Here is a 24760-nt window from a genome sequence, read left to right as displayed (position 1 = left end):
GCCCTCGGGCGGCTTTTTCATTCAACCTCGCGGCGCGTAGGCGAACACATCGGCGCGCATCTGGTGCGCGTCCATGCCGGCCTCGACCAACGCATCGAGCGTGGCATAGACCATCGCAGGTGAACCGCTGGCGTAGACGTGCAAGGCCTTGAGGTCGGGAAAGTCCTCGCGTACCGCTTCGTGCAGCAAGCCACAACGGCCCTGCCAGCCACACTGGTCGCTGACCACCTGATGCAGGCGCAGGTTGTCCAGCTGCTGCCACTCGGCCCAGTGCGGCAGCGCATAAAAATCCTCGGGCCGACGCGCGCCCCAGTACAGATGCAACGGGTGGACGAAGCCGGCGGCGCGGCAATGCTCGATCAGACTGTGCATCTGGCCCATGCCGGTACCGGCGGCGATCAGCACCAGCGGGCCATCGGGCAGATCGGCGAGATGGGTATCGCCATAGGGCATCTGCACACGCACCATACCCGTGGCGCGCAGGTGCTCCAGCAGCGCGATACTGCTGTCTTCGCGGGCGAGGATATGCAGCTCCAGCTCGCGCCCGGCATGCGGCGCCGAGGCCAGGGAGAAGGCCGCCATCTCACCATCCGGGCGCTGTAGCAGCAGGTACTGCCCGGCGTGATAACGCGGCGCCTTGCCCGCTGGCGTACGCAAGCGCACACGGAACACGTCGCCACCCACGTCCTGACACTCGATAACCTGGCAGCTCAGCTCGCGCACCGGCAGCTCACCCGGCGCCAGCACACCGTCCCAATGCAGCACGCAGTCTTGCAGCGGTTCGGCCAGGCAGGTGAACAACTCGCCATGATCCAGCTCGATACCGTTCTGCTTGACCCGGCCCTCCACCAGCAGGGCGGCACAGATATGGCAATTGCCATTGCGGCAGCTCTGCGGGCAGTCGTAGCCCAGGCGCCGAGCGCCATCTAGAATGCGCTCCCCCGGCTGCAAGGCGAGGGTGACACCGGAAGGTTGCAGGGTGACGTTCATCAATCGATTCCCAGCTCGCCCCACAGCGCATCGATACGCGCCACCACGGCCGGATCCTTCTCGATTGCGCGGCCCCATTCGCGATTGGTCTCACCCGGCCACTTGTGGGTGGCGTCCAGGCCCATCTTCGAGCCCAGGCCGGAGATCGGCGAAGCGAAGTCGAGGTAGTCGATCGGCGTGTTGTCGATCATCACCGTGTCGCGCTTGGGATCCATGCGCGTGGTAATCGCCCAGATCACGTCATTCCAGTCCCGTGCGTTGATGTCGTCGTCGGTGACGATAACGAACTTGGTGTACATGAACTGTCGCAGGAACGACCACACACCGAGCATTACGCGCTTGGCGTGGCCCGGGTACTGCTTCTTCATGGTCACCACCGCCATGCGGTAGGAACAGCCTTCCGGCGGCAGGTAGAAATCGGTGATCTCGGGGAACTGCTTTTGCAGGATCGGCACGAACACTTCGTTCAGCGCCACGCCGAGAATCGCCGGCTCATCCGGCGGCCGGCCGGTGTAGGTGCTGTGGTAGATCGGCTCGCGGCGACGGGTGATGCGCTCGACGGTGAACACCGGGAAGGTGTCGACCTCGTTGTAGTAGCCGGTATGGTCGCCGTATGGGCCTTCCGGCGCGGTCTCGCCCGGGTGGATCACGCCTTCGAGGACAATCTCGGCGCTGGCCGGCACCTGCAGGTCGCTGCCACGCGCCTTGATCAGCTCGGTGCGATGGCCACGCAGCAAGCCGGCGAAGGCGTACTCGGAGAGGGTATCGGGCACCGGCGTCACGGCGCCGAGAATAGTTGCCGGGTCGGCACCCAGGGCGACGCAAACCGGATACGGTTTGTCCGGATGCTTCTGGCACCACTCGCGGTAATCCAGTGCGCCGCCACGGTGGCTGAGCCAGCGCATGATCACCTTGTTGCGGCCGATCACCTGCTGGCGGTAGATACCGAGGTTCTGCCGCTCCTTGTTCGGGCCTTTGGTGATGGTCAGGCCCCAGGTGATCAGCGGCGCCACGTCACCCGGCCAGCAGTGCTGGATCGGCAACTTGCCGAGGTCGACGTCGTCGCCCTCCTCGATCACTTCGTGGCAAAGCGCATCCTTGACCACCTTGGGCGCCATGGAAATGACCTTCTTGAAGATCGGCAGCTTGCTCCAGGCATCCTTCAGCCCCTTGGGCGGCTCCGGCTCCTTGAGAAAGGCCAGCAGCTTGCCAATCTCGCGCAGTTCGGACACCTCTTCGGCACCCATGCCCAGCGCCACGCGCTTGGGCGTGCCGAACAGGTTGCCGAGCACCGGCACATCGAAGCCGGTGGGCTTTTCGAACAGCAACGCCGGGCCGCCCTTGCGCAGGGTGCGGTCGCAGATTTCGGTCATTTCCAGAACGGGCGATACCGGAGTCTGGATGCGCTTGAGTTCGCCGCGCTTTTCCAGTTCACGGATGAAGTCGCGCAGGTCGCGATACTGCATGCAGGAGCCTCGTGTCGGACAGGCTAGAGTCGGCCGCAAAGTTTAGCGCCGAAGTCAGGCTTTCAGAAGGCTTGAAAGCCTCCAGATACGACAAGGCCGGGTTTCCCCGGCCTTGTGGCAAGACGTGATGTCTTACTTGCGCTTCATCGACAGGAAGAACTCATCGTTGGTCTTCGTTGCCTTGAGCTTATCGATCAGGAACTCGATGGCGGCGATTTCGTCCATCGGGTGCAGCAGCTTGCGCAGAATCCACATGCGCGACAGCTCTTCCTCACCGGTCAGCAGTTCTTCGCGGCGGGTGCCCGACTTGTTGATGTTGATGGCCGGGAACACACGCTTCTCGGAAACACGACGATCAAGGATCAGCTCCATGTTGCCGGTGCCTTTGAATTCCTCGTAGATCACTTCGTCCATCTTCGAGCCGGTTTCCACCAGCGCGGTGGCGATGATGGTCAGCGAGCCACCTTCTTCGATGTTACGCGCGGCGCCGAAGAAGCGTTTCGGCTTCTCCAGGGCATGGGCGTCGACACCACCGGTGAGTACCTTGCCGGAGCTCGGGATCACGGTGTTGTAGGCACGCGCCAGACGGGTGATGGAGTCGAGCAGGATGACCACATCCTTCTTGTGCTCGACCAGGCGCTTGGCCTTCTCGATCACCATCTCGGCGACCTGCACGTGGCGGGTCGGCGGCTCGTCGAAGGTGGAGGCGACCACTTCGCCGCGCACGGTGCGCTGCATTTCGGTCACTTCTTCCGGGCGCTCGTCGATCAGCAGAACGATCAGGTGGCACTCGGGGTTGTTACGGGTGATGTTCGAGGCGATGTTCTGCAGCATGATGGTCTTGCCCGCTTTCGGCGGGGCGACGATCAGGCCACGCTGGCCCTTGCCAATCGGCGCGCAGAGGTCGATCACACGGCCGGTGATGTCCTCGGTGGAGCCGTTACCGGCTTCCATGGTCAGGCGCTTGTTGGGGAACAGCGGCGTCAGGTTCTCGAACAGAATCTTGTTCTTGGCGTTTTCCGGACGGTCGAAGTTGATGCTGTCGACCTTGAGCAGGGCGAAGTAACGCTCGCCTTCCTTCGGCGGACGGATCTTGCCGACGATGGTGTCACCGGTACGCAGGTTGAAACGGCGGATCTGGCTGGGCGAGACGTAGATATCGTCCGGGCCGGCCAGGTAGGAGGAGTCAGCGCTACGCAGGAAGCCGAAACCGTCCTGGAGGATCTCCAGCACGCCGTCACCGGAAATTTCCTCGCCGCTTTTGGCATGCTTTTTCAGCAGAGCGAAGATGATGTCCTGCTTGCGCGAACGAGCCATGTTTTCCAGGCCCATCTGTTCGGCCATGTCCAGCAGTTCGGCAATCGGCTTTTGCTTGAGTTCGGTCAGATTCATAGGAATGACGTGATCATCGAGAGGAGAAGAAAGCTGTTAGCTTGAGAGGCCGCGCCGCAGAGAAGGCGACAGGATCGCGAACGAGTTCGTATGGGTATGAATCGGCGACGGCGTGCAGAGAGCTGCATGAAGGATGCAGCGAGGCCGAATTTAACACCGCGAAAAAACAGCGTCTAGCCCTAAAAACGAAAAAGCCCCGCAAATAGCAGGGCTTCTTGCAGAGCGTTAGGGTGGGCCGGGCGGCGCTCCGCTTCAGCCCACCATCACGCCAACTGCGACCAACTCGACGGGCTAAAGCCCGCCCTACCTCTTCAGCCCCTCAGATGTTGCTGTCGAGGAAAGCAGCCAGTTGCGACTTGGACAGTGCGCCAACCTTGGTCGCTTCGACGTTGCCGTTCTTGAACAGCATCAGGGTCGGGATACCGCGCACGCCGTATTTCGGCGGGGTTTCCTGGTTCTCGTCGATGTTCAGTTTGCAGATCTTCAGTTTGCCTTGGTATTCCTTGGCGATCTCGTCGAGCACCGGTGCGATCATCTTGCACGGGCCGCACCACTCAGCCCAGTAATCGACCAGAACCGGACCTTCAGCCTGGATGACGTCCTGGTCGAAGCTGGCGTCGCTGACGTTGGTGATGAATTCGCTCATGGGGAGTCTCCGTATATTCGGAAGCAAAAAAGTGGCGCCATCATAGCCCGGCTTGAGTGACACCGAAAGGCACTGACGATTGAGCCTTTCAATAGCCGCCAATGTACGCCTCAATCACCCAAGGTGGCGAAAGCGATTCCGGTACGCAGCGCAGCGGCGCGGATATGCTGCTGCATGGCCTTCTGCGCCGAACCCGCGGCATGCCGGGCCAGGGCCTTGAGGATCTTGCGATGCTCCTGCCAGGTTTCCATCGCCCGCTCCGGGCGGATGAACGGCAGCTTCTGGCTCTCTAGAAAGATATCGGCACTGGAGGTCACCAGGGTGAACATCGCCTGGTTGCCGCTGGCAGCGAGGATGCGTTGGTGAAACTCGAAATCCAGGCGCGTCGCCTGCTCGAAATTCTCGGCGCGCAACTCCCGGCGCATCTGCTCGACGTTGTCCTCGAGGATGTCCAGCTCCTCTGCGGTCATCACCCCGGCGGCCAGACCACAGGCGAAACCCTCCAGGGCAAAACGCAGCTGGAAGGTATCGGCCGCCGACACCTGTGCAGCGAATGGCCAGACGAAAGCACCGGTCGCTTCGGCCTTTGGCGCCTCTTGAACGAATACGCCCTTGCCGGCCTGCACGCTCACCAGGCCCAGGGCGCTGAGCGATGACAGCGCTTCGCGCAACGACGCACGGCTGACCCCCAGACGCTCGGCCAGGTCACGCTGCGAGGGCAAGGCATCACCAGGACGATAGCCCTCTTCCTCGATCAGACGACGGATCGCCTGCAGGGCGTATTCGGGTACCGCGCGGGGAGCAGAAGCATTCATGACTGTTCGGGCCGGTCAGTCCAGTGAAGTCGCCTTTGTAAGGCCATCAGACCGTTTCAGGCAAGCGACGCACCCTTGTGGAACAGCCCACCTCACGAACGCACCGAGATGGCCCAGAAAAACTTCTGACCAGTTGGTCAGCAACACCAACTGTTCAGACCAGTAAGACCTTGTTATCACTCGCCAGAAGCGGTGCAAGCGCTGATTTCATTGAACTTGGCACAGGCGATGCACTGCACGAATCACGCAAAACGCTTCAGTTTTCGTCCATTCATCGGGAGTTCGACATGCGTAAATTTCACCGCACCCTGCTGGGTACCCTGTTCGCTGCCCTCGCCTTTGGCGCTGCCACCGCACATGCCGATGCCCTTGAAGACATCAGCAAGGCTGGCGTGCTGAAAGTCGCCGTACCGCAGGATTTCCCACCATTCGGCTCGGTCGGCCCGGACATGAAACCGCGCGGCCTGGACATCGATACCGCACAGCTGCTGGCTGACAAACTGGCAGTGAAGCTGGAACTGACTCCGGTCAACAGCACCAACCGCATTCCTTTCCTCACCACCGGCAAGGTCGATCTGGTGATCTCCAGCCTCGGCAAGAACCCGGAGCGTGAGGCGGTGATCGATTTTTCCGCCGCCTATGCCCCCTTCTACCTCGGCGTGTTCGGCCCGGAAGACGCCGCCATCGTCAGCCTCGATGACCTGGCCGGCAAGACCATCAGCGTCACCCGTGGCTCCATCGAAGACATCGAGCTGAGCAACGTCGCCCCGAAAGGCGCCACCATCAAGCGCTTCGAGGACAACAACTCGACCATCGCCGCCTACCTGTCCGGCCAGGTCGAGCTGATCGCCAGCGGCAACGTGGTGATGGTGGCTATCTCCGAGAAGAACCCCAAGCGCGTGCCGAGCATGAAACTCAAGCTCAAGGACTCGCCGGTGTACGTCGGAGTGAATAAGAACCAGGCCGCCCTGCTGGACAAGGTCAACGCCGTCCTCGCCGATGCCAAAAGCGACGGCAGCCTCGATGCGATCAGCCAGAAGTGGCTGAAGCAGCCCCTGCCGGCCGGCCTCTGAGCCTGACGGAGCACTGAGCCATGGCGTACCAGTTCGACTTCGCCGCCGTCCTGCAGCACAGCGATCTGCTGCTGCAGGGCGCGGCCTTCACCCTCGGCCTGACGGCGATCGGCACCCTGCTGGGCGTCGGTCTCGGCATCGTCGGGGCGATACTGCGCGCCTGGCGCATCCGCCCATTCGACCGGATTTTCGGCGCCTACGTGGAGCTGATCCGCAACACGCCGTTCATCGTCCAGTTGTTCTTCATCTTCTTCGGCTTGCCCTCGCTCGGTTTTCGCCTGAACGAATGGGAAGCTGCAGTGCTCGCGATGGCGATCAACCTCGGCGCCTACTCCACGGAGATCATCCGCGCCGGCATCCAGGCCATCCCGCATGGTCAGCTGGAAGCTGCAGCGGCACTGGCGCTGAACCGTTTCGAGAGTTTCCGCTACGTGGTGCTGCGCCCGGCCCTGGCCAAGGTGTGGCCGGCTCTTTCGAGCCAGATCATCATCGTCATGCTCGGCTCGGCGGTGTGCTCGCAGATATCCACCGAGGAGCTGTCGTTCGCCGCCAACTTCATCCAGTCGCGCAACTTCCGCGCCTTCGAGACCTATCTGCTGACCACCGCACTGTACCTGATCATGGCCATCCTGGTGCGTCAGCTGCTGGCCTGGATCGGCCGCCGCTTCATCATGGGAGCCCGCTGATGGACTTCACCCTCTGGGACATCCTGCGCAATCTGCTCACCGGCCTGCAGTGGACGCTGCTGCTGTCGCTGGTGGCCTTCGTCTGCGGCGGCATCGCCGGCCTGCTTATATTGCTGGCCCGGCTATCGCCGCTGTCGGCGCCGCGCATCCTCGCCCGTGGCTATATCGAACTGTTCCAGGGCACGCCGCTGTTGATGCAGCTGTTCCTGGTGTTCTTCGGCATCGCCCTGCTCGGTATCGACGTATCGCCCTGGCTGGCCGCCGCCGCCGCACTGACGCTGTTCACCAGCGCCTTTCTCGCCGAAATCTGGCGCGGCTGCGTCGAGTCGATCACCCGCGGCCAGTGGGAGGCTGCCGAAAGCCTGGCCATGAGTCGCCTGGAGACCCTGCGCCACGTCGTTCTGCCGCAAGCCCTGCGTATCGCCGTGGCGCCCACCGTCGGTTTCTCGGTACAGGTGGTCAAGGGCACTGCGGTGACCTCGATCATCGGCTTCACCGAGCTGACCAAGACCGGCAGCATGCTGGCCAACGCCACCTTCGAACCGTTCATGGTCTACGGCTTCGTCGCCCTCGGTTACTTCCTACTCTGCTACCCGCTCTCGCTCGCTGCATACCGCCTGGAAAGGAGGCTGAATGTCACTGCTTAACGTCACCGCCCTGCACAAGTACTACGGCGACAACCACGTGCTCAAGGGCATCGACCTCAAGGTCGAGGAAGGCGAAGTGGTCGCCATCATCGGCCGCAGCGGCTCGGGCAAGAGCACCTTCCTGCGCACCCTCAACGGCCTGGAGTCGATCAACGACGGCGTGATCGAAGTCGACGGCGAGTACATCGACGCTGCCCGCGCCGACCTGCGCAGCCTGCGGCAGAAAGTCGGCATGGTGTTCCAGCAGTTCAACCTGTTTCCGCACCTGACCGTCGGCGAGAACGTCATGCTGGCGCCGCAGGTGGTGAAGAAGACCTCACGCGCCGAAGCGGAAAGAATCGCCCGGCAGATGCTCGAACGCGTGGGCCTGGCAGAGAAATTCGACGCCTACCCCGAGCGCCTGTCCGGCGGTCAGCAGCAGCGCGTGGCCATCGCCCGTGCCCTGGCCATGTCGCCCAAGGTGTTGCTGTGCGACGAGATCACCTCGGCGCTCGACCCGGAGCTGGTCAACGAGGTGCTAGCGGTGGTCAAGCAACTGGCCAGCGAGGGCATGACCCTGATCATGGTCACCCACGAGATGCGCTTCGCCCGCGAAGTCGGCGACAAGCTGGTGTTCATGCACCACGGCAAGGTGCACGAGATCGGCGATCCCAAGGTTCTGTTCGCCGCGCCGCAGACCGAGGAACTGCGCAACTTCATCGGCTCGGTGAACCTGTGAACGCCATGACGCCGCTGCCACTGCGCATCGAGCCGCTGACCCGCAGCGCCTTCGCGCCCTTTGGCGAGGTGATCGAGATGGCCGGCGCCAACGCCTTCCCGATCAATGCTGGCACCACCACGCGCTACCACGACCTGGCGCAGGTGGAACTGGCCGGCGAAGCGCCGCGCACGCTGGTCAACCTGTTCGAGGGCAAGGCCTGGCATGCACCTATCGAAGTCCGCATGCTCGAACGCCATCCGCTGGGCAGCCAGGCGTTCTACCCGGTAGATGGCGGGCGTATGCTGATCGTCGTCGCCCCGCCCGGCGAGCTGGACGAGTCGAAGATCCGCGCCTTCATCAGCGCGCCGGATCAGGGCGTGAACTACGCGCGCGGCACCTGGCACCACCCGTTGCTATGCCTGCAACACCCCGGCCGCTTCCTCGTGATCGACCGCGGCGGTGCCGGGCACAACTGCGATGAACAGGCGCTGAAACAACCGCTGAGCATGCTGAACCTGGCGGAATAACAGGTCTAGACCAGTTAAATGCGACATCCGTATGCGTTGGCTCATGGCTTCAGTCGTGGCAGGATGCGCGGAAATCGAACGAGATGCCGCAATCATGCCCCAAGCCCCTGCCGAGAGTTTTCCCCTGATCGCCGCCATCGATCTGGGCTCGAACAGTTTCCATATGGTGCTGGCCAAGGCCGACAATCACGAGATTCGCATCCTCGAGCGCATCGGCGACAAGGTGCAGTTGGCGGCAGGCCTGGACGATGAGCGCCAGCTCAGCGAGGAGGCCATGCAGCGCGGCCTGGATTGCCTGCGCCGTTTCGCCCAGTTCACCACCAGCCTGCCGGAAGGCGCCGTGCGCATCGTCGGTACCAACGCCCTGCGCGAAGCGCGCAACCGCGCGGTGTTTATCCGCCGCGCCGAGGAAATCCTCGGTCACCAGGTCGAGGTGATTTCCGGCCGTGAGGAAGCCCGCCTGATTTATCTAGGCGTGTCCCACAGCATCGCCGACACGCCCGGCAAGCGCCTGGTCGCCGATATCGGTGGCGGCAGCACCGAATTCATCATCGGCCAGCGCTTCGAACCGCTGCTGCGTGAAAGCCTGCAGATGGGCTGCGTAAGCTTCACCCAGCGTTACTTTCACGACGGCAAGATCACCCCGGCGCGTTATGCCCAGGCCTACACCGCGGCCCGTCTGGAACTCATGAGCATCGAGCAGGGCCTGCGCCGCCTCGGCTGGGAAGATGCCGTCGGCGCATCCGGCACCATCAAGGCGGTCGGACTGACCATCAAGGCAGCGGGCTTGGGCAGCGGCGAGGTGACGGCCGAAGGCCTGGCCTGGCTCAAGCGCAAGGTGTTCAAGCTGGGCGAGGTGGACAAGCTCGACCTCGACGGCATCAAGCCGGATCGTCGCGGCATCTTCCCCGCCGGCCTGGCGATTCTCGAAGCGATCTTCGATGCCTGCGAAATCCAGCGCATGAGCCATTCCGAGGGCGCATTGCGTGAGGGCGTGCTCTACGACCTGCTCGGCCGCCATCAGCATGAAGACGTACGCGAACGCACTCTGGCGGCGTTCATGGAGCGGTACCACGTTGATGTCGACCAGGCCGCCCGGGTCGAAGCCAAGGCACTCTCGGCACTGGACAAAGTGGCCGGCGACTGGGGGCTGAACGATGACTGGCACCGCGAGCTGCTGAGCTGGGGCGCCAAGGTGCACGAGGTCGGTCTGGACATCGCCCACTATCAGTACCACAAGCACGGCGCCTACCTGATCGAGCACTCCGACCTGTCGGGCTTCTCGCGCCAGGATCAGCAAATGCTCGCCCTGCTGGTGCGCGGCCATCGACGCAACATTCCCAAGGACAAATTCGCCGACTTCGGTGAGGAAGGCGTGAAGCTGATGCGCCTGTGCGTACTGCTGCGCTTTGCCATCCTCTTCCATCACATCCGGGGCACGCAGAGCATGCCGGAAGTGCAGTTCAAGGTCGGCGATAACAGCCTGGAAATCCTCTTCCCGGAAGGCTGGCTGGCAGCCAACCCGCTGACCCAGGCGGACTTCGAAGCCGAAGCCGAGTGGCTCAAGCGTATCGACCTGACCCTGAGCGTGCGCTGATCAACTTCTGAATCAGGCCCGCCACAACCCCGTAGGGTGCGCCGTTCTCATTAATGCACGCGAGCAGGACGACCTCGCGAAACCTTGTGTGGCGTCAGTCTGTAATACGGGAATAGCCAAAGCCCCGGATTGCATACGGGCTACGCGCTGAGTCAACCGCCCGTAGGGTGCGCCGTGCGCACCGGGGTTTTGCGCAGTAAGCGTAGGGCGGGTGAAACCCGCCGTCCGCTGTTATCAGCAAGCGATGACACGCGACGTGGCCGCAGCAAGCGGCCTTTTTATCGAGTCACGATTACCGGGGCGGTGAGTTTCTCCAGCAGTCCAGCCTGCGCATTGCGCGGGTTCTGGTTGCCGGTCGGCTGCTGGCGCACGTAGCGACCATCGGACTGCAGCACCCAGGCCTGGGTGTTGTCGGTCAGGTAGCTCTCCAGTTCCTTCTTCACCCGCGTGATGAGCTTCTTGCCCTCCACCGGGAAGCAGGTCTCCACGCGCTTGTCGAGGTTGCGCTCCATCCAGTCGGCACTGGACAGGTAGATCAGCTCGTCGCCACCGTTGAGGAAGTAGTAGACGCGGGTGTGCTCGAGGAAACGACCAATGATCGAGCGCACCTGGATATTGTGGGAAACCCCAGGCACGCCGGGGCGCAGGCTGCACATGCCGCGCACCACCAGGTCGATTTTCACGCCGGTCTGGCTGGCCTTGTACAGCGCGCGGATGATCTTCGGATCGGTCAGCGCGTTGAACTTGGCGATGATCTGCGCCGGCTTGCCTTCAGCCGCCGCAGCGGTTTCCTTGGCGATCAGGTCGAGCAGGGTTTTCTTCAGGGTGAACGGCGCATGCAACAGCTTCTTCATGCGCAGCGTCTTGCCCATGCCGATCAACTGGCTGAACAGCTTGGACACGTCCTCACCCAGCGCCACGTCGGCGGTGAGCAGGCTGTAGTCGGTATACAGACGCGCGTTGCCAGCGTGGTAGTTGCCGGTGCCGAGGTGCGCGTAGCGGCGGATCTCGCCGTTCTCGCGGCGCAGGATCAGCATCATCTTCGAGTGGGTCTTGAAGCCGACCACCCCGTAGATCACCACCGCACCGGCAGCCTGCAGGCGGCTGGCCAGTTGCAGGTTGGACTCCTCGTCGAAGCGTGCACGCAGTTCGATCACCGCGGTGACTTCCTTGCCGTTACGCGCGGCTTCCACCAGCGCATCGACGATCTCCGAGTTGGCGCCGGAACGGTACAGCGTCTGCTTGATCGCCAGCACGTGCGGGTCTTTCGCAGCCTGGCGCAACAGGTCGACCACCGGGGTGAAGGACTCGAACGGGTGCAGCAGCAGGATGTCCTGCTTGCTGACCACGCTGAAGATGTTCTCGGCGTTCTGCAGCAGCTTGGGAATCACCGGGGTGAACGGCGTGTACTGCAGCTCCGGGTGGCTATCCAGGCCGGTGATGCTGAACAGACGCGTCAGGTTGACCGGGCCATTGACCTGGTACAACTCGCTCTCGGCCAGGCCGAACTGCTTGAGCAACTGATCGGTCAGGTGTTTCGGGCAGGTGTCGACCACCTCCAGACGCACCGCATCACCGTAGCGACGACTGAACAGCTCGCCGCGCAGCGCACGCGCCAGGTCTTCGACGTCCTCGGTGTCCACCGACAGGTCGGCGTTACGGGTCAGGCGGAACTGGTAGCAACCCTTGACCTTCATGCCCTGGAACAGGTCGTCGGCGTGCGCGTGGATCATCGACGACAGGAACACGTAATTGGCGCCCGGGCCACCCACCTCTTCCGGCACGCGGATGATCCGCGGCAGCAGACGCGGCGCCGGGATGATCGCCAGGCCGGAGTCGCGACCGAAGGCATCGACGCCTTCCAGCTCGACGATAAAGTTCAGGCTCTTGTTGACCAGCAGCGGGAACGGGTGCGTCGGGTCGAGACCGATCGGCGTGATGATCGGCGCGATCTCGTCGCGGAAGTAACGGCGAACCCAGGTCTTGAGCTTGGTCGTCCAGTAGCGACGACGGATGAAGTTGATGTTGTGCTTGGCCAGCGCCGGGAACAGGGTGTCGTTGAGGATGGCGTATTGGCGATCCACCTGTTCGTGCACCAGCTCGGAAATCCGTGCCAGTGCCTGATGTGGCAACAGGCCGTCGGCACCGGCCTGCTCGCGGGCAAAATTGATCTGTTTCTTCAGGCCAGCGACGCGAATCTCGAAGAACTCGTCAAGGTTGCTGGAGAAGATCAGCAGGAACTTCAGGCGCTCGAGCAGCGGATAGGACTCGTCCAGCGCCTGCTCCAGCACGCGGATGTTGAATTGCAGCTGGGACAGCTCGCGGTGGATGTACAGGCTGCTGTCATCCAGGCTCGGCACCACCACGGGAGCAGGTGCCGGTACCTCCGCGACAGTCGGTTCGGCGACGACTTCCGCCGGGGTTTCGGCCTGCGCCACTGATCCGTCTAGCAATTCGCTGTTGAGTCCTTCGGTGTTCATCGCTGGGTTCCTGGGGGCGTCATTGCCCCGGTTTTAACAGTTCTGCCGCACGCACGGCGAAATAGGTGAGGATGCCATCGGCACCGGCACGTTTGAAGGCGGTGAGCGACTCCAGTATGACCGCTTCGCTCAGCCAACCGTTCTGGATCGCCGCCATGTGCATGGCGTACTCGCCGCTGACCTGATAGGCGAAGGTCGGCACCTTGTAGGCGTCCTTCACGCGCCAGACGATGTCCAGGTAGGGCATGCCCGGCTTGACCATGACCATATCGGCGCCTTCGGCGAGATCGGCAGCCACTTCGTGCAGCGCCTCGTCACCATTGGCCGGGTCCATCTGATAGGTATTCTTGCTACCCTTGCCGAGGTTGGCGGCCGAGCCGACCGCATCGCGGAACGGGCCGTAGTAGGCGCTGGCGTACTTGGCCGAGTAGGCCATGATGCGCACGTTGACGTGATCGGCCAGCTCCAGCGCCTCGCGGATCGCCTGGATGCGGCCGTCCATCATGTCCGACGGCGCCACGACCTGGGCACCGGCCTCGGCATGCGACAGCGCCTGTTTGACCAGCGCATCGACGGTGATGTCGTTCTGCACGTAGCCGTCTTCGTCGAGGATGCCATCCTGGCCATGGGTGGTGAATGGGTCGAGAGCCACGTCACTGATCACCCCCAACTCGGGGAATTTAGCGCGCAGGGCGCGGATCGCACGTTGAGCGATACCCTCCGGGTTCCAGGCCTCGGCGCCGTCGAGGGATTTCTTCTCCAGCGGCGTGACCGGGAACAGCGCCAGCGCCGGAATGCCCAGTGCGACCCAGTGTTCGGCTTCCTTGAGCAACAGGTCGATGGACAGACGCTCCACACCCGGCATGGACGGCACGACTTCGCGACGGTTTTCGCCGTCGAGGACGAACACCGGCAGGATCAGGTCATCGACGCTCAGGCGGTTCTCGCGCACCAGACGGCGGGAGAACTCGTCGCGGCGGTTGCGACGCAGACGGGTAGCAGGGAACAGACGGTTGGCGGGGGTAACGCTCACGGCAGACTCCAGAGCCCGCACGGACGGGCCAGTGTGACGGTTATAAGCGGGCATTATGACTAAATGATGACAGCCGCATGACTCGATGCGACCGCGGGTCGCAGCCGCAACCTGCGGCGGCAATGCCACGAAACCTGGCCATTGTGGCACGGGACGCCACCTTCCGGCTTTTTCACGGTCGGAGTAATCTGCCTCACCTTCACCATGAGCACGTGCGATGCTGCAAGACCTGATTCGCCAGTTCGGCTACCCAGCCTTGATTCTGGGCACCTTCCTCGAAGGTGAAGTGTCGCTGCTGGTGGCATGCTACCTGGCTGTGCGCAACCTGCTCAGCATCGAACTGGTGGCGCTGTGCGCCTTCCTCGGCACCTTCGCCAGCGACCAGCTGTGGTTCCACCTCGGCCGCCGCCATGGCCGCGCCCTGTTGCAACGCCACCCCCGCTGGCAACCGCTGGGCGAACGCGCCAGCGCCCTGCTGCGCCGCCATCCCGACCTGTGGGTATTGGGCTTTCGCTTCCTCTACGGCTTGCGCACGGTGATGCCGGTCACCATCGGCCTGTCCGGCTATTCCTGGCGCCGCTATCTGCTCTTCGACTGCATCGGCGCAGCACTGTGGGCCGGCGGCCTGAGCCTGATCGCCTATCGCCTAGGCAATGCCATGAGCGGCTTGCTGGAAGACGTGCGTCACGCCCAGCTCTACCTGGCCGCGGGCGTGGCGCTGCTGATCGCCCTCGGTTGGCTATACCGGCGGCGCCAGCGTCGGGCCGACTGACGAACCGCGCCGCACACCCCACAAACCGATCAGGCTGAGCAACAGGTAGCCTGCCAACAGCGTCCAGACGCTGGTGCCAGCCGTTAGCATGCCAAATGCATCGGCCAGCGCCAGCAGCGGCAGATTGGCCAGCAAGCGCAACAGCTCCAGACGTATGGCCCAGCTGCGGTTCTCCAGCCAGGCGCCAATGCTGTAGAGGCCCAACGCAACCCAGGCGCAGCCGAGCAGCATCCCGACTGGCGTCAACACCTCGGCCTGCGCCAGCAGCCAGGTACCGCCGAGCAGGTAGACGACGAACTGCAGCGCGGCGTAGCACTGCTGACCACGGCCCAGCGGCACCTCGAATTTGACGAAGCGACTCAGGTCGGCCTTCTCCTGTGGAAAACGCGCAGCCACGTCGGCCGGGCGCCAGCCGGTGGGCATGAACCAGATACGCAGCCGATCCCACCAGGACTCGCTACGCCGCGCATCGCTCCACAAGCCGGCATAGACCTGCAGATTCGCCCATAGCGGGTTCCAGCTGGCCAGCGGCACGGTGACGCCGAAGACCACCGGCTCCTCGTCCAACTCCTCCTGAAAGGTGCCAAAAATTCGATCCCAGACAATGAACACACCGCCGTAATTGCGATCCATGTAAATAGGGTTCTGCGCGTGGTGCACACGGTGATTGGAGGGCGTGATGAACAGCCACTCGAACCAGCCCAGTTTGGGGATATGCCGAGTGTGCACCCAGAACTGATAAAGCAGATTGAGCGCCGCCACACTGAGAAATACCAAAGGTGGCACACCGACAACCGCCATCGGCAAGTAGAAGATCCAGCCGAAGATGAAGCCGGTGCTGGTCTGGCGCAACGCGGTGGACAGGTTGTAGTCCTCGCTCTGGTGATGCACCGAGTGCGCAGCCCAAAGCACGTTGCGCTCATGGCCCAGGCGGTGGTTCCAGTAGTAGCAGAAGTCATAGAAGAGGAAAGCGAACACCCAGACCCACAGGCTGCCGGCATCCAGCGTGAACACCGCCAGGTGCTCCCAGGCAAACGCGTAGGTCAGCAATCCGACGACCTTGGTCACCAGGCCGGTAGCCTGCGACAGGACGCCGGCACTGAGGCTGTTGAGGGCATCGGCCAGGCGATAGGTGCGCATGCCGCGCCAGCGATCGGCGAGCAGCTCCAGGCCGATCAGAAGAAAGAAGAAGGGCACCGCGTAGAGAATGTAATTCATGACTGCGCCATATCGTTGTACTTGTCTCGGGAATGAGCTGTTATTCATCCTATGCGCCGGCCCGTTATGCTTCACGGCGGCAAATGACAGTCCGAGTGGCATTTGACGACAGCCAGGCCCAAGAATTGGTAACAACCGCGCCCGCCTCACGGGCGCGTCTTTCCTCACCAGGAGTCGAGCATGAGCAAAAAAGTGGCAGTGATTCTGTCCGGCTGTGGCGTCTACGATGGCGCCGAGATCCACGAAAGCGTGATCACCCTGCTGCGCCTCGACCAACGCGGCGCTGAAGTGCAGTGCTTTGCTCCCAACGTGCCGCAGTTGCACGTGGTCGATCACTACAGCGGCGACGAGATGAACGAGACACGCAACGTGCTGGTGGAATCCGCACGCATCGCGCGTGGCCAGATCAAGGACGTCAAACAGCTGCACGTCGCCGACTTCGACGCACTGATCCTGCCCGGCGGCTTCGGCGTGGCGAAGAACCTCTCCGACTTCGCCACCAGCGGTGCCAACTGCACAGTGCAACCCGACGTACTGGCCGCCTGCAAGGCCTTCGTCGATGCCGGCAAACCGGTCGGCCTGATCTGCATCGCCCCGGCGCTGGCCGCGAAAATCTTCGGCGCCGGGGTGATCTGCACCATCGGCAACGATGCGGACACCGCCAGCGCACTGACCCAGATGGGCGCCGAGCACCACGAGTGCGACGTCAGCGACATCGTCGAGGACGAAGCGCGCAAGCTGGTCACCACACCGGCCTATATGCTCGCCCAGTCCATCGCCGAAGCGGCGTCGGGCATCAACAAGCTGGTCGACCGGGTGCTGGAACTGGCGCACCACTGACCGTAGAAGCGGACGAGGGGCGTTCCGTTTCAGCACTCGCTGATCGCCCTTGGTGGGCTAAAGCGGAACGCCGCCCGGCCCACCCTACCCACTGATCGCCGTTCACATGGCGCTTCGGTCATTGGCCAGGGCACTCCGGCCGCAGCCCTGGCCAAGCCCGCCAGGCTGCGGCAGCGTGACAGACACGTGATCTCCGGAGTGCCACGATGCCGCAAGCCTTCAGCCTGGACGCCGACCTGCAACAGGCGGTGACTGCCTTCTTCCAACGTATCCCGTTCAACCAGTTTCTCGGCATCGAGATCGATGAACTGAGCGAGGAACAGGTGACCATGCACCTGCCGATGAAGCCCGAACTGATCGGCAACTTCGTCCACGGCATCCTGCATGGCGGGGTGATTTCTTCGCTGCTCGACGTCTGCGGTGGCGCCATGGCGCTGATCGGTGCCTTCGCCAACCACCAGCATCTGCCGGCGGCAGAACGCATGAGCAAGCTATCCAAACTCGGCACCATCGACCTGCGCATCGACTACCTGCGTCCCGGCCGCGGCCAGCGCTTCATCGCCACCGCCATGCCACTGCGCGCCGGCAACAAGGTGGCGGTGATCCGCATGGAATTGCACAACGATGAAGGCGTGCTGGTCGCCGTGGGCACCGGCACCTATCTGTGCGGGTGAAGGTGATGCGGGAAGGGCTTTGGCCGCGATGAGCACTGGATCGGTCGCTGCTAAAGCGGCGCCGACAGAAACAGCCAAAGCCCGAAGCTGGATATAACCTGAAGCGCTATCGACTCAGACGCGTGAGAATCCGATCGAGTGAGTTGGCGAAAGCCTGGCGATCCTTGTCCGAATAAGCCGCCTGACCGCCACCTACCTGACCCTGCTCACGCAGATCGGTGAACAGGTTGCGCACGGCCAGGCGCTCGCCCATGTTGCGCTCGTCGAACTCACGACCACGCGGATCGAGCGCAGCGACGCCGTTTTTCACCAGGCGGTCGGCCAGCGGCACATCGCTGCAGATCACCAGCTCGCCGGGCACGGCGTGTTCGACCAGATAATCATCGGCGGCATCCGGGCCGCTGGGTACCACGATCAGTTTCACACAGGCGAAGTTAGGGCGCGCGACGGCCTGCCCGGCCACCAGCACCACTTCGAAACCGCGTTTGAGAGCGAACTTCACCACCTGATCCCGCGCTGCCCTGGGGCAGGCATCGGCATCGATCCAGACACGCATAGCGCTGCTCTAATGACCTAACAGGGCGCCAGTATGCCTGGCCGCCCTGCTGTGCGGGTAGGGTGCGCCGCTGCTCAGGCGCAGTAGAACGCCTGGCAGCGCTCACGCACAGCGCGCGACAGGTTATCGTCGGCCAGCTCGATCAGATCCAACTCCACTTCATCGGGCAACAGCTCAGCCACCAGTGCGGCCAGACGGCGCTGGCCACGCACATCCGCGCCGGAAATCGCCAGCAACAGCCGCGGTTGCGGGCCGATGGCCGGATCGCGCAAGGCCGCCAGGTAGGCCTCACGCACGGCAAGCTGAGCACAGGCACTGGACAGCGCCTGTTCCAGGGTGGGATGACGCAACGCGGCCAACGCCAGATCAGGACTGTCGGCGTAATGGGTGGAATGAATCGTGGAGGTCATGCGCGCACTCGGCAAAGGGATCGGAACCAGCCTAGGTGCACTGAGACCAGCTGTCGTGGCAGCGGTTCACGCTCTGATGCAACGAGGGCGGCAAATGCCGCCCCCGGTCACGCCTTAACGCTGCTCGGCCAGCCGGCGTCGTTCGCCCAACAGGCTACGCCCGTAGAGCAGCGCGATACCTGCCAGTGCCAGTCCCTGAGCCGAGAGGCTCCAGGCATCAGCATGAATGCCCAACCAGTCGAAATCGAAGAACGCCACCGGCCGTGTGCCCAACACGCCGGCTTCCTGCAGCGCGGCTACGCCGTGGCCGGCGAACACCACCGACAGTACGCACAGCAGCACGGCATTGATACCGAAGAAGGTGGTCAACGGCAGCTTGCGCGAGCCGCGCAGGATCACCCAGGCCAGGCCGATCAGCAGCACCAGGGCCGCAGCCGCGCCCGCCAGTACGGCGCCGTGTCCGGCAGGGCCAGCCTGCAGCCAGAGGGTCTCGTAGAACAGGATCACCTCGAACAGCTCGCGGTACACCGAGAAGAACGCCAGCACGGCAAAACCGAAGCGACCGCCGCCACCGACCAGGCTGCTCTTGATGTAGTCCTGCCAGGCCGCCGCGTGGCGCCGGTCATGCATCCACACGCCGACCCACAGCAGCACTACACTGGCGAACAGCGCGGTGGCGCCTTCGAGCAATTCACGCTGAGCGCCGCTGATATCGATCAGATAGGCTGCCACGGCCCACGTGGCGACGCCGGCCAACAGCGCCAGCCCCCAGCCGATGTGCACGCTACGCACCGCCTGCTGCTGACCGGTATTGCGCAGGAAGGCAAGGATCGCTGCCAGCACGAGGATGGCCTCCAGCCCTTCACGCAGCAGGATCAGCAGGCTGGCGAAGAAGCTCAGGCTGTCGTCCATCGCGCCTTCTTCCAGCAAGGCCGCCGACTTGCCCAACTCGGCCTTGGCCAGCTCCAGCGCCTGGGCTGCCTGAGCGACACTGGCGCCATCCTGCAACGCCTGACGGTAAGCCATCAGCGCTTTCTCGGTGGTCTTGCGCTGCGCAGCGTCGAGGTTGTCGAGGGCGCTTTCCACCAGCTCGAAACCTTCCAGATAGGCGCCCACGGACAGGTCATAGGCCTGCTCGTGATCCCCTGAGCGATAGGCCGCCAGGCTGCGCTCCAGAGTGTCACGGGTATAGCCGATCAACTGCTGCGGCCCACGCTGCTCGATCTGCGGCTTGGCTCGCTGAGCGCGAAACGCGGCAACGTCGCCACCGGCGGCTGCGACTTCGGCAGGCGTTCGTCCAGCCAGATCCGCCATGGAGAAGGCAGCCTTGCCTTGCACTGCAGCGGCCGTGAAACCGGCGATATAGCTCGCCAGATCCCAGCGCTGGCGCTCGTCCAGCTGATCGGCGAATGCCGGCATGTCGGTGCCTTCGATGCCCAGCCCCACCGTGTTATACAGGTCATAAAGGCTCAAGCGATCCAGACGCGCGCCATCACGCAGATTGGCCGGTGCAGGTTCCATACCGATGCCCGCAGGGCCGTCACCCGCACCGCTATCGCCATGGCAGACCGAACAGTGCTGCGCATACAGCGGTGCACCACGCTCGGGATCGGGGGTCAGCACCGGGCTTTGGGAAATTGCGTACACCTCGGCCAGGCGAGCGCCCAGACGACGCGCCTCGGCCGCGACCTGCTCGCCAGGCTGGCGCTGCGTAACAGCATCGCGCAAGGCACTAACGCCCTGCTCCAGCTCGCTACGCTCGGCACGTGCCGGCAGGGCCACGACCAGCCCCTGGAGCACGCCGAGAAACTCCAGCTGCTCCTGGTATTCGCCGCTGTCGACGATTTGGCCGGCCGATACGGTAGCGGGGTAGTCGGCGCCGATATAGCCCAGCAGATGCAGGGCCTGGGCTGCGCCGTCGAGGGGCTCGCCGACGGCGAGAAGACTGCTGCCAGCCAGAACGGGCAGCAGCAGCCAGGAAAGAAGAGAACGAATACGAGACATCAATGCATCCCAAACGCGAATGGGTGGCATCAAATTGTTGCTGCGCGGACGCTAAGGCACAAGGAATATCGGAAATATCTTGTAACAAGCAGACGAACGCACTGTTCCAGAAAGCGCCGGGAACTTTATGCCGCAAACGAATCGGCCGCCTGGAGGGCGGCCGATCAGTACAGCAAAGAGCTCACACCGCGGCGCGTTTGACCGTCGCCAACAACCCGGCTGCCGCCACGAACAATGCGGCGAAGCTGCGGTTCATCACCCGCTGCTGGCGCGGGGTGCGCAGCACCCGCAGCACGCGAGAGGCCAACCCGGTGTAACCGGCCATGACGATCAGATCCACCACGATCATGGTCACGCCCATCACCAGGTATTGCGGCACCAGCGGCGCATGCGGGGTGATGAACTGCGGCAGTACCGCGAGCATGAAAATGATCGCCTTGGGGTTGCTGGCGTTGACCAGAAAGCCCCGCAGCACCAGCGTCAGCGGTCGACCAATCGGTCTTTCGGCGGCGCCGGTATCGAGATCGGTAGGCAGGGCCTTCCACTGCTTGTAGCCGAGGTAGATCAGGTAGACCACGCCAAACCACTTGATGACGCTGAATGCCAGCGCCGAGGTGGCGAGAATCGCCCCCACGCCAGCGGCAACAATGGCGATCTGCAACGCCAGGCCAACCTGCAGCCCCAAGGCGTTCCAGTAACCCCGCCAGAAACCGTATTGCAGGCCGGCGGACATCGACGCCACGGCGCCTGCGCCTGGCGAGAGACTGATCACCCAGCAGGCGACCAGAAAAGCGAGCCAGGTTTCGAGAGCCATGGCGAATTACCTCGGAGAAGGAAAAGCGGGAGCAGGCCCTCAAGCCTACTCCCGCCCGATCAATCCGGCGAGCCCTTGCGGAGCTGCACCGGCTCGGCCTGCTGTTGCTTTTTCATCCGTCCACGCAACCGAATGTTGATCGCCTCGACCGCCAGGGAGAAGGCCATGGCGAAGTAGACGTAGCCCTTGGGCACATGCACATCGAAGCTCTCGGCAATCAGCACGGTGCCGACCACGATAAGGAACGACAGCGCCAGCATCTTCAGGCTCGGGTGCTTGTCGATGAAGTCGCTGATGGTGCTGGCCGACAGCATCATCACGATCACCGAGATGACGATGGCCGCCACCATCACCGGCACATGCTGCACCAGGCCGACGGCCGTGATCACCGAGTCGAGGCTGAAAACGATGTCGATGATGGCGATCTGGATGATGATGCCCATGAAGCCGTAAGCCTTCTTCGGCGCATCCGGCCCACCCTCTTCCGCACCTTCGAGGCTGTGGTAGATCTCCGCCGTGCTCTTGAACAACAGGAACAGGCCGCCGAAGAACAGGATCAGATCCCGACCCGAGATGCCTTCGCCGAAGACATGGAACAGATCCGCAGTCAGGCGCATTACCCAGGCGATCGACAGCAGCAGCAGGATTCGCGTCACCATGGCCAGCGCCAGACCGAAGAAACGCGCCTTGGGCTGCTGTTCCTTGGGCAGACGACTGACCAGAATGGAAATGAAGATGATGTTATCGATGCCCAGAACGATTTCCAGGGCGGTCAGGGTCAGGAACGCGACCCAGATTTCCGGGTTGCTAAGCCATTCCATTCGGAGTTACTCCACAGAGGGGTTAGGTTGTGTAGGAAAGGTGACTGTCGACTGCCAGGCACGAATGCTCGTCCCGTACAGGCACCTTTCGTACAGACCCTAGGTAGTGCAATTTTTTCGATGCGCCCGAGTTCAGCGCCAGCGCCGTACGGATCTCTGGAAGAACAGGCTGTTGGGCACCTGCAACACCGCACCTGCTGCGTCCTCACTGAGATCCTGCAAGGTGGTATAGAACAGATTGATGGCGATTACTCGACCTTTCACGCCAGGCTTGTCGGCACTGTCGATCACCTCGACCGTATCGCCGATGCGAAACGGCCCCATGGTGAAGATCAGCAGCGCGCAGAACATGTTCGACAACACGCTCCAGATGGCGAAGAACGCCACGGCTGCCACGGCGGTGAAACCGGTCAAGGCCGTCCATAGCACCGTCGCCGACACACCCAAGCGCTCCAGCACCATGAGCAGCGCGCTGCCCATGATCAACCAGCGCACCAGGCCACGTAGCGGCTGCAGAATCTCTGGCGGCAACAGACTGTAGCGCGCACCGAGGCGGCTGATAGCGCGAGTCAGGATGCGCTGGGCAAGCCAGGCCAGCGCCAGAATCAGCAGCACCTGGCCAGTACGTACCAGGGGGTCACGCCAGGCTGCAAGCAGCTCGAGCTGTTCCATCACTCACTCTCCTCCAACTGCTGCTGCAGCGCTTCCAGGGTTTCCAGCGCCAGCAGCCATGACTCTTCCAACTCGGCCTCACGGGCTTTCAACTTCGCCTGCTCCGCCAGGCAATCGCGCAACTCATCCTTGCGCGCAGCCTCGTACAGACCGCTGTCACCCAGTTGGGTTTCCACGGCGGCGAGCTTTTCCTGCACCTTGCCCAACTCCTGCTCCAGCTTGTCGGCCTGCTTCTTGTGCGGAGCGAGTTGCTGACGCAGCGCGGCGGCGGCCTGGCGCTGGGCGCGCTTGTCGGTCTTGTCCGCAGCGCCTTCTGCCGGGGCACTAACCGGCGCCTGGCGCTGACGATAATCCACCAGCCAGCGCGCGTAGTCGTCGAGGTCGCCATCGAACGGCACCACGCGACCTTCGGCGACCAGCAGGAACTCGTCGGTGGTGCTCTTGAGCAGATGCCGATCGTGGGAGACCACCACCACGGCGCCGGCGAACTCCTGCAGGGCCATGGTCAGGGCCAGGCGCATTTCCAGGTCGAGGTGGTTGGTCGGCTCATCGAGCAGCAGCAGGTTGGGCTTGCCCCAGGCGATCAGCGCCAGGGCCAGGCGCGCTTTCTCACCGCCGGAGAAATTCACCACCGGCTCGTCGCAGCGCGCGCCGCGGAAGTCGAAGCCACCGAGAAAGTCGCGCAGGGTCTGCTCGCGCTCGCTCGGCGCCAGGCGTTGCAGGTGCAGCAGCGGGCTGGCCTTGTCGTCGAGGGAGTCGAGCTGGTGCTGGGCGAAATAGCCGATCACCAGGTTCTCGCCGCGAGTCAGGCTGCCGCTAAGCGGCTGCAGTTCGGCGGAGAGGTTCTTGATCAGCGTCGACTTGCCCGCGCCGTTGGGGCCGAGCAGGCCGATGCGCGCGCCCGGCACCAGACTCAACTTGACCTGCTGCAGCACGGTCTTGTCGCCATAACCGAGGCGACCTTCGCTGAGGCTGAGCAGTGGCGTGGAAATCTTGTCGGCCTCGCGGAAGACGAAGTCGAAGGGCGAGTCGACATGCGCCGCGCTCAGCTCTTCCATGCGTTCCAGAGCCTTGATCCGGCTCTGCGCCTGACGGGCCTTGGTCGCCTGGGCCTTGAAGCGGGCGATGTACTTTTCCATGTGCGCACGCTGCGCCTGCTGCTTCTCGTACGCCTGCTGCTGCTGAGCCAGGCGTTCGGCGCGGGTACGCTCGAAAGCCGTGTAGCCGCCGCGGTACAGGTTCAGCTTGCGCTGCTCGACATGAGCCACGTGATCGACCACCGCGTCGAGGAAATCGCGGTCGTGAGAAATCAGTAGCAGGGTGCCGGGATAGCTCTGCAACCAACCTTCGAGCCAGAGAATGGCGTCCAGATCGAGGTGGTTGGTCGGTTCGTCGAGCAGCAGCAGGTCGGACGGACACATCAGCGCCTGGGCCAGGTTCAGGCGCATCCGCCAGCCACCGGAGAAGTCGCCGACGCGACGATCCATCTGCGCGTTCTCGAAGCCCAGGCCGGCCAGCAATTTGCGTGCGCGGGCATCGGCGGTATAGCCATCGGCACTGTCCAGCTCGCTATGCAGGCGGGCAATGGCAGCGCCATCGTGGCTCTGCTCAGCGGCGGCCAGTTCGGCCTGCACGCGGCGCAGGTTGTGGTCGCCGTCGAGCACGTAGTCGACAGCCAGACGGTCGAGGGTATCGACCTCCTGACGCATATGGGCGATGCGCCAGTCGCCGGGCAGCAGGCAATCGCCGGCGTCCGGGGTCAACTCGCCGCGCAACAGGGCGAACAGGCTGGATTTACCAGCGCCATTGGCGCCGATCAGGCCGGCCTTGTGACCGGCGTGCAGGGTCAGCTCGGCGCCTTCGAGCAGGCGTTGCGGACCACGCTGTAGAGTGAGGTTCTGGAGTCGGATCATAATGGCGGCGGAGT

24 protein-coding genes are annotated in these 24760 nt (G+C 63.3%); 9 read left to right on the top strand and 15 right to left on the bottom strand.

Translation table 11 applies throughout. The annotated features are described in order from the left end of the window. Positions 1–21: 21 nt before the first annotated feature. From HS968_RS01860 to HS968_RS01840, 5 genes are all read right to left on the bottom strand, one after another. The gene (locus HS968_RS01860; RefSeq protein WP_182369899.1) at positions 22–990 is read right to left on the bottom strand and encodes a CDP-6-deoxy-delta-3,4-glucoseen reductase; all 969 of its coding nucleotides are present in this window, start codon (positions 988–990) and stop codon (positions 22–24) included. Further along, positions 990–2456 carry a 4-hydroxy-3-polyprenylbenzoate decarboxylase gene (gene ubiD / locus HS968_RS01855; RefSeq protein WP_182369898.1) on the bottom strand — a complete coding sequence of 489 codons (1467 nt, stop codon included), beginning with the start codon at positions 2454–2456 and terminating at the stop codon, positions 990–992. The genes HS968_RS01860 and ubiD overlap by 1 nt, the downstream gene beginning before the upstream one ends. A gap of 132 nt (positions 2457–2588) precedes the next feature. After that, positions 2589–3848: a transcription termination factor Rho gene (rho, locus tag HS968_RS01850; RefSeq protein WP_003458629.1), complete on the bottom strand. Its 1260-nt coding sequence runs from the start codon at positions 3846–3848 to the stop codon at positions 2589–2591. A 319-nt stretch (positions 3849–4167) separates the two neighbouring features. Further along, positions 4168–4494, bottom strand: coding sequence for a thioredoxin TrxA (gene trxA, locus HS968_RS01845; RefSeq protein WP_003458627.1), 327 nt, complete (start codon positions 4492–4494; stop codon positions 4168–4170). Between the two features lie 110 nt (positions 4495–4604). Further along, positions 4605–5309 carry a FadR/GntR family transcriptional regulator gene (locus HS968_RS01840; RefSeq protein WP_182369897.1) on the bottom strand — a complete coding sequence of 235 codons (705 nt, stop codon included), beginning with the start codon at positions 5307–5309 and terminating at the stop codon, positions 4605–4607. A 287-nt stretch (positions 5310–5596) separates the two neighbouring features. Here HS968_RS01840 and HS968_RS01835 point away from each other — a divergent pair, with 287 nt between their 5' ends. The 6 genes from HS968_RS01835 to ppx all read left to right on the top strand — a co-directional run bounded on the left by HS968_RS01835 (position 5597) and on the right by ppx (position 10539). Further along, positions 5597–6382 (top strand): transporter substrate-binding domain-containing protein, encoded by a 786-nt coding sequence (locus tag HS968_RS01835; RefSeq protein WP_182369896.1) that lies wholly within the window; start codon positions 5597–5599, stop codon positions 6380–6382. A gap of 20 nt (positions 6383–6402) precedes the next feature. Further along, positions 6403–7068, top strand: a complete 666-nt coding sequence (locus HS968_RS01830) for an amino acid ABC transporter permease (RefSeq protein WP_182369895.1) — start codon at positions 6403–6405, stop codon at positions 7066–7068. After that, a complete protein-coding gene (locus HS968_RS01825; protein ID WP_170965166.1) occupies positions 7065–7715 on the top strand; it encodes an amino acid ABC transporter permease in 651 nt (216 codons plus the stop codon). Before HS968_RS01830 ends, HS968_RS01825 begins: the two co-directional genes overlap by 4 nt. Then, positions 7702–8433 (top strand): amino acid ABC transporter ATP-binding protein, encoded by a 732-nt coding sequence (locus tag HS968_RS01820; protein ID WP_119692306.1) that lies wholly within the window; start codon positions 7702–7704, stop codon positions 8431–8433. Before HS968_RS01825 ends, HS968_RS01820 begins: the two co-directional genes overlap by 14 nt. A 5-nt stretch (positions 8434–8438) precedes the next feature. After that, the gene (locus HS968_RS01815; protein WP_238338985.1) at positions 8439–8942 is read left to right on the top strand and encodes an ureidoglycolate lyase; all 504 of its coding nucleotides are present in this window, start codon (positions 8439–8441) and stop codon (positions 8940–8942) included. A gap of 94 nt (positions 8943–9036) precedes the next feature. Then, positions 9037–10539, top strand: coding sequence for an exopolyphosphatase (ppx, locus tag HS968_RS01810; protein WP_182369893.1), 1503 nt, complete (start codon positions 9037–9039; stop codon positions 10537–10539). A 278-nt stretch (positions 10540–10817) separates the two neighbouring features. Here ppx and ppk1 read toward each other — a convergent pair whose 3' ends face one another. Then, positions 10818–13019 (bottom strand): polyphosphate kinase 1, encoded by a 2202-nt coding sequence (ppk1, locus tag HS968_RS01805; protein WP_179623497.1) that lies wholly within the window; start codon positions 13017–13019, stop codon positions 10818–10820. Between the two features lie 19 nt (positions 13020–13038). Next, positions 13039–14052 carry a porphobilinogen synthase gene (gene hemB, locus HS968_RS01800; protein WP_119692309.1) on the bottom strand — a complete coding sequence of 338 codons (1014 nt, stop codon included), beginning with the start codon at positions 14050–14052 and terminating at the stop codon, positions 13039–13041. Positions 14053–14269: 217 nt separating this feature from the next. On the opposite strand from hemB, the gene HS968_RS01795 reads away from it, so the two are divergent. Next, positions 14270–14824, top strand: coding sequence for a DedA family protein (locus HS968_RS01795; protein WP_106737622.1), 555 nt, complete (start codon positions 14270–14272; stop codon positions 14822–14824). On the opposite strand, the gene HS968_RS01790 is transcribed toward HS968_RS01795, so the two are convergent. Then, entirely contained in the window at positions 14792–16042 is a 1251-nt protein-coding gene (locus tag HS968_RS01790; protein ID WP_182369892.1) for a sterol desaturase family protein, read from the bottom strand. The two genes, HS968_RS01795 and HS968_RS01790, sit on opposite strands and share 33 nt — an antisense overlap. A 180-nt stretch (positions 16043–16222) precedes the next feature. Here HS968_RS01790 and elbB point away from each other — a divergent pair, with 180 nt between their 5' ends. Further along, complete coding sequence (elbB, locus tag HS968_RS01785) at positions 16223–16882, top strand: isoprenoid biosynthesis glyoxalase ElbB (RefSeq protein ID WP_182369891.1); 660 nt, start codon at positions 16223–16225, stop codon at positions 16880–16882. 206 nt (positions 16883–17088) lie between these two features. Further along, positions 17089–17556 (top strand): thioesterase family protein, encoded by a 468-nt coding sequence (locus HS968_RS01780; protein ID WP_119692311.1) that lies wholly within the window; start codon positions 17089–17091, stop codon positions 17554–17556. 106 nt (positions 17557–17662) lie between these two features. Here the strand turns inward: HS968_RS01780 and HS968_RS01775 are convergent, their stop codons facing one another. The 7 genes from HS968_RS01775 to HS968_RS01745 all read right to left on the bottom strand — a co-directional run bounded on the left by HS968_RS01775 (position 17663) and on the right by HS968_RS01745 (position 24746). Continuing rightward, the gene (locus tag HS968_RS01775) at positions 17663–18112 is read right to left on the bottom strand and encodes a YaiI/YqxD family protein (protein WP_106737626.1); all 450 of its coding nucleotides are present in this window, start codon (positions 18110–18112) and stop codon (positions 17663–17665) included. A 74-nt stretch (positions 18113–18186) separates the two neighbouring features. Next, positions 18187–18522 (bottom strand): enhanced serine sensitivity protein SseB C-terminal domain-containing protein, encoded by a 336-nt coding sequence (locus HS968_RS01770; RefSeq protein WP_179623491.1) that lies wholly within the window; start codon positions 18520–18522, stop codon positions 18187–18189. A gap of 114 nt (positions 18523–18636) precedes the next feature. Beyond that, positions 18637–20526, bottom strand: a complete 1890-nt coding sequence (locus HS968_RS01765) for an FTR1 family protein (protein WP_182369890.1) — start codon at positions 20524–20526, stop codon at positions 18637–18639. A 181-nt stretch (positions 20527–20707) separates the two neighbouring features. Further along, positions 20708–21340 carry a homoserine/homoserine lactone efflux protein gene (rhtB, locus tag HS968_RS01760; protein WP_179623489.1) on the bottom strand — a complete coding sequence of 211 codons (633 nt, stop codon included), beginning with the start codon at positions 21338–21340 and terminating at the stop codon, positions 20708–20710. A gap of 59 nt (positions 21341–21399) precedes the next feature. Next, positions 21400–22161 carry a TerC family protein gene (locus HS968_RS01755; RefSeq protein ID WP_182369889.1) on the bottom strand — a complete coding sequence of 254 codons (762 nt, stop codon included), beginning with the start codon at positions 22159–22161 and terminating at the stop codon, positions 21400–21402. A 132-nt stretch (positions 22162–22293) separates the two neighbouring features. Then, positions 22294–22833 (bottom strand): mechanosensitive ion channel family protein, encoded by a 540-nt coding sequence (locus tag HS968_RS01750; protein ID WP_119692317.1) that lies wholly within the window; start codon positions 22831–22833, stop codon positions 22294–22296. Next, entirely contained in the window at positions 22833–24746 is a 1914-nt protein-coding gene (locus HS968_RS01745; protein WP_182369888.1) for an ATP-binding cassette domain-containing protein, read from the bottom strand. The genes HS968_RS01750 and HS968_RS01745 overlap by 1 nt, the downstream gene beginning before the upstream one ends. Positions 24747–24760 lie beyond the last annotated feature (14 nt).

This window comes from Pseudomonas berkeleyensis (assembly GCF_014109765.1).
GTDB classification, from domain to species: Bacteria; Pseudomonadota; Gammaproteobacteria; order Pseudomonadales; family Pseudomonadaceae; genus Aquipseudomonas; species Aquipseudomonas berkeleyensis.
The sequence above is the reverse complement of the archived record's forward strand: the minus strand, read 5'-3'. Positions and strand labels throughout refer to the sequence as shown.

Coding starts and splice junctions, on each gene's coding strand:
- HS968_RS01790 (WP_182369892.1), bottom strand. CDS start 16,042: ATGAATTACATTCTCTACGCGGTGCCCTTCTTCTTTCTTCTGATCGGC.
- ppk1 (WP_179623497.1), bottom strand. CDS start 13,019: ATGAACACCGAAGGACTCAACAGCGAATTGCTAGACGGATCAGTGGCG.
- HS968_RS01775 (WP_106737626.1), bottom strand. CDS start 18,112: ATGCGTGTCTGGATCGATGCCGATGCCTGCCCCAGGGCAGCGCGGGAT.
- HS968_RS01840 (WP_182369897.1), bottom strand. CDS start 5,309: ATGAATGCTTCTGCTCCCCGCGCGGTACCCGAATACGCCCTGCAGGCG.
- HS968_RS01755 (WP_182369889.1), bottom strand. CDS start 22,161: ATGGAATGGCTTAGCAACCCGGAAATCTGGGTCGCGTTCCTGACCCTG.
- elbB (WP_182369891.1), top strand. CDS start 16,223: ATGAGCAAAAAAGTGGCAGTGATTCTGTCCGGCTGTGGCGTCTACGAT.
- ubiD (WP_182369898.1), bottom strand. CDS start 2,456: ATGCAGTATCGCGACCTGCGCGACTTCATCCGTGAACTGGAAAAGCGC.
- HS968_RS01770 (WP_179623491.1), bottom strand. CDS start 18,522: ATGACCTCCACGATTCATTCCACCCATTACGCCGACAGTCCTGATCTG.
- HS968_RS01745 (WP_182369888.1), bottom strand. CDS start 24,746: ATGATCCGACTCCAGAACCTCACTCTACAGCGTGGTCCGCAACGCCTG.
- rho (WP_003458629.1), bottom strand. CDS start 3,848: ATGAATCTGACCGAACTCAAGCAAAAGCCGATTGCCGAACTGCTGGAC.
- HS968_RS01820 (WP_119692306.1), top strand. CDS start 7,702: ATGTCACTGCTTAACGTCACCGCCCTGCACAAGTACTACGGCGACAAC.
- rhtB (WP_179623489.1), bottom strand. CDS start 21,340: ATGGCTCTCGAAACCTGGCTCGCTTTTCTGGTCGCCTGCTGGGTGATC.
- HS968_RS01860 (WP_182369899.1), bottom strand. CDS start 990: ATGAACGTCACCCTGCAACCTTCCGGTGTCACCCTCGCCTTGCAGCCG.
- HS968_RS01835 (WP_182369896.1), top strand. CDS start 5,597: ATGCGTAAATTTCACCGCACCCTGCTGGGTACCCTGTTCGCTGCCCTC.
- trxA (WP_003458627.1), bottom strand. CDS start 4,494: ATGAGCGAATTCATCACCAACGTCAGCGACGCCAGCTTCGACCAGGAC.
- HS968_RS01830 (WP_182369895.1), top strand. CDS start 6,403: ATGGCGTACCAGTTCGACTTCGCCGCCGTCCTGCAGCACAGCGATCTG.
- HS968_RS01765 (WP_182369890.1), bottom strand. CDS start 20,526: ATGTCTCGTATTCGTTCTCTTCTTTCCTGGCTGCTGCTGCCCGTTCTG.
- HS968_RS01795 (WP_106737622.1), top strand. CDS start 14,270: ATGCTGCAAGACCTGATTCGCCAGTTCGGCTACCCAGCCTTGATTCTG.
- HS968_RS01750 (WP_119692317.1), bottom strand. CDS start 22,833: ATGGAACAGCTCGAGCTGCTTGCAGCCTGGCGTGACCCCCTGGTACGT.
- HS968_RS01780 (WP_119692311.1), top strand. CDS start 17,089: ATGCCGCAAGCCTTCAGCCTGGACGCCGACCTGCAACAGGCGGTGACT.
- HS968_RS01815 (WP_238338985.1), top strand. CDS start 8,439: ATGACGCCGCTGCCACTGCGCATCGAGCCGCTGACCCGCAGCGCCTTC.
- ppx (WP_182369893.1), top strand. CDS start 9,037: ATGCCCCAAGCCCCTGCCGAGAGTTTTCCCCTGATCGCCGCCATCGAT.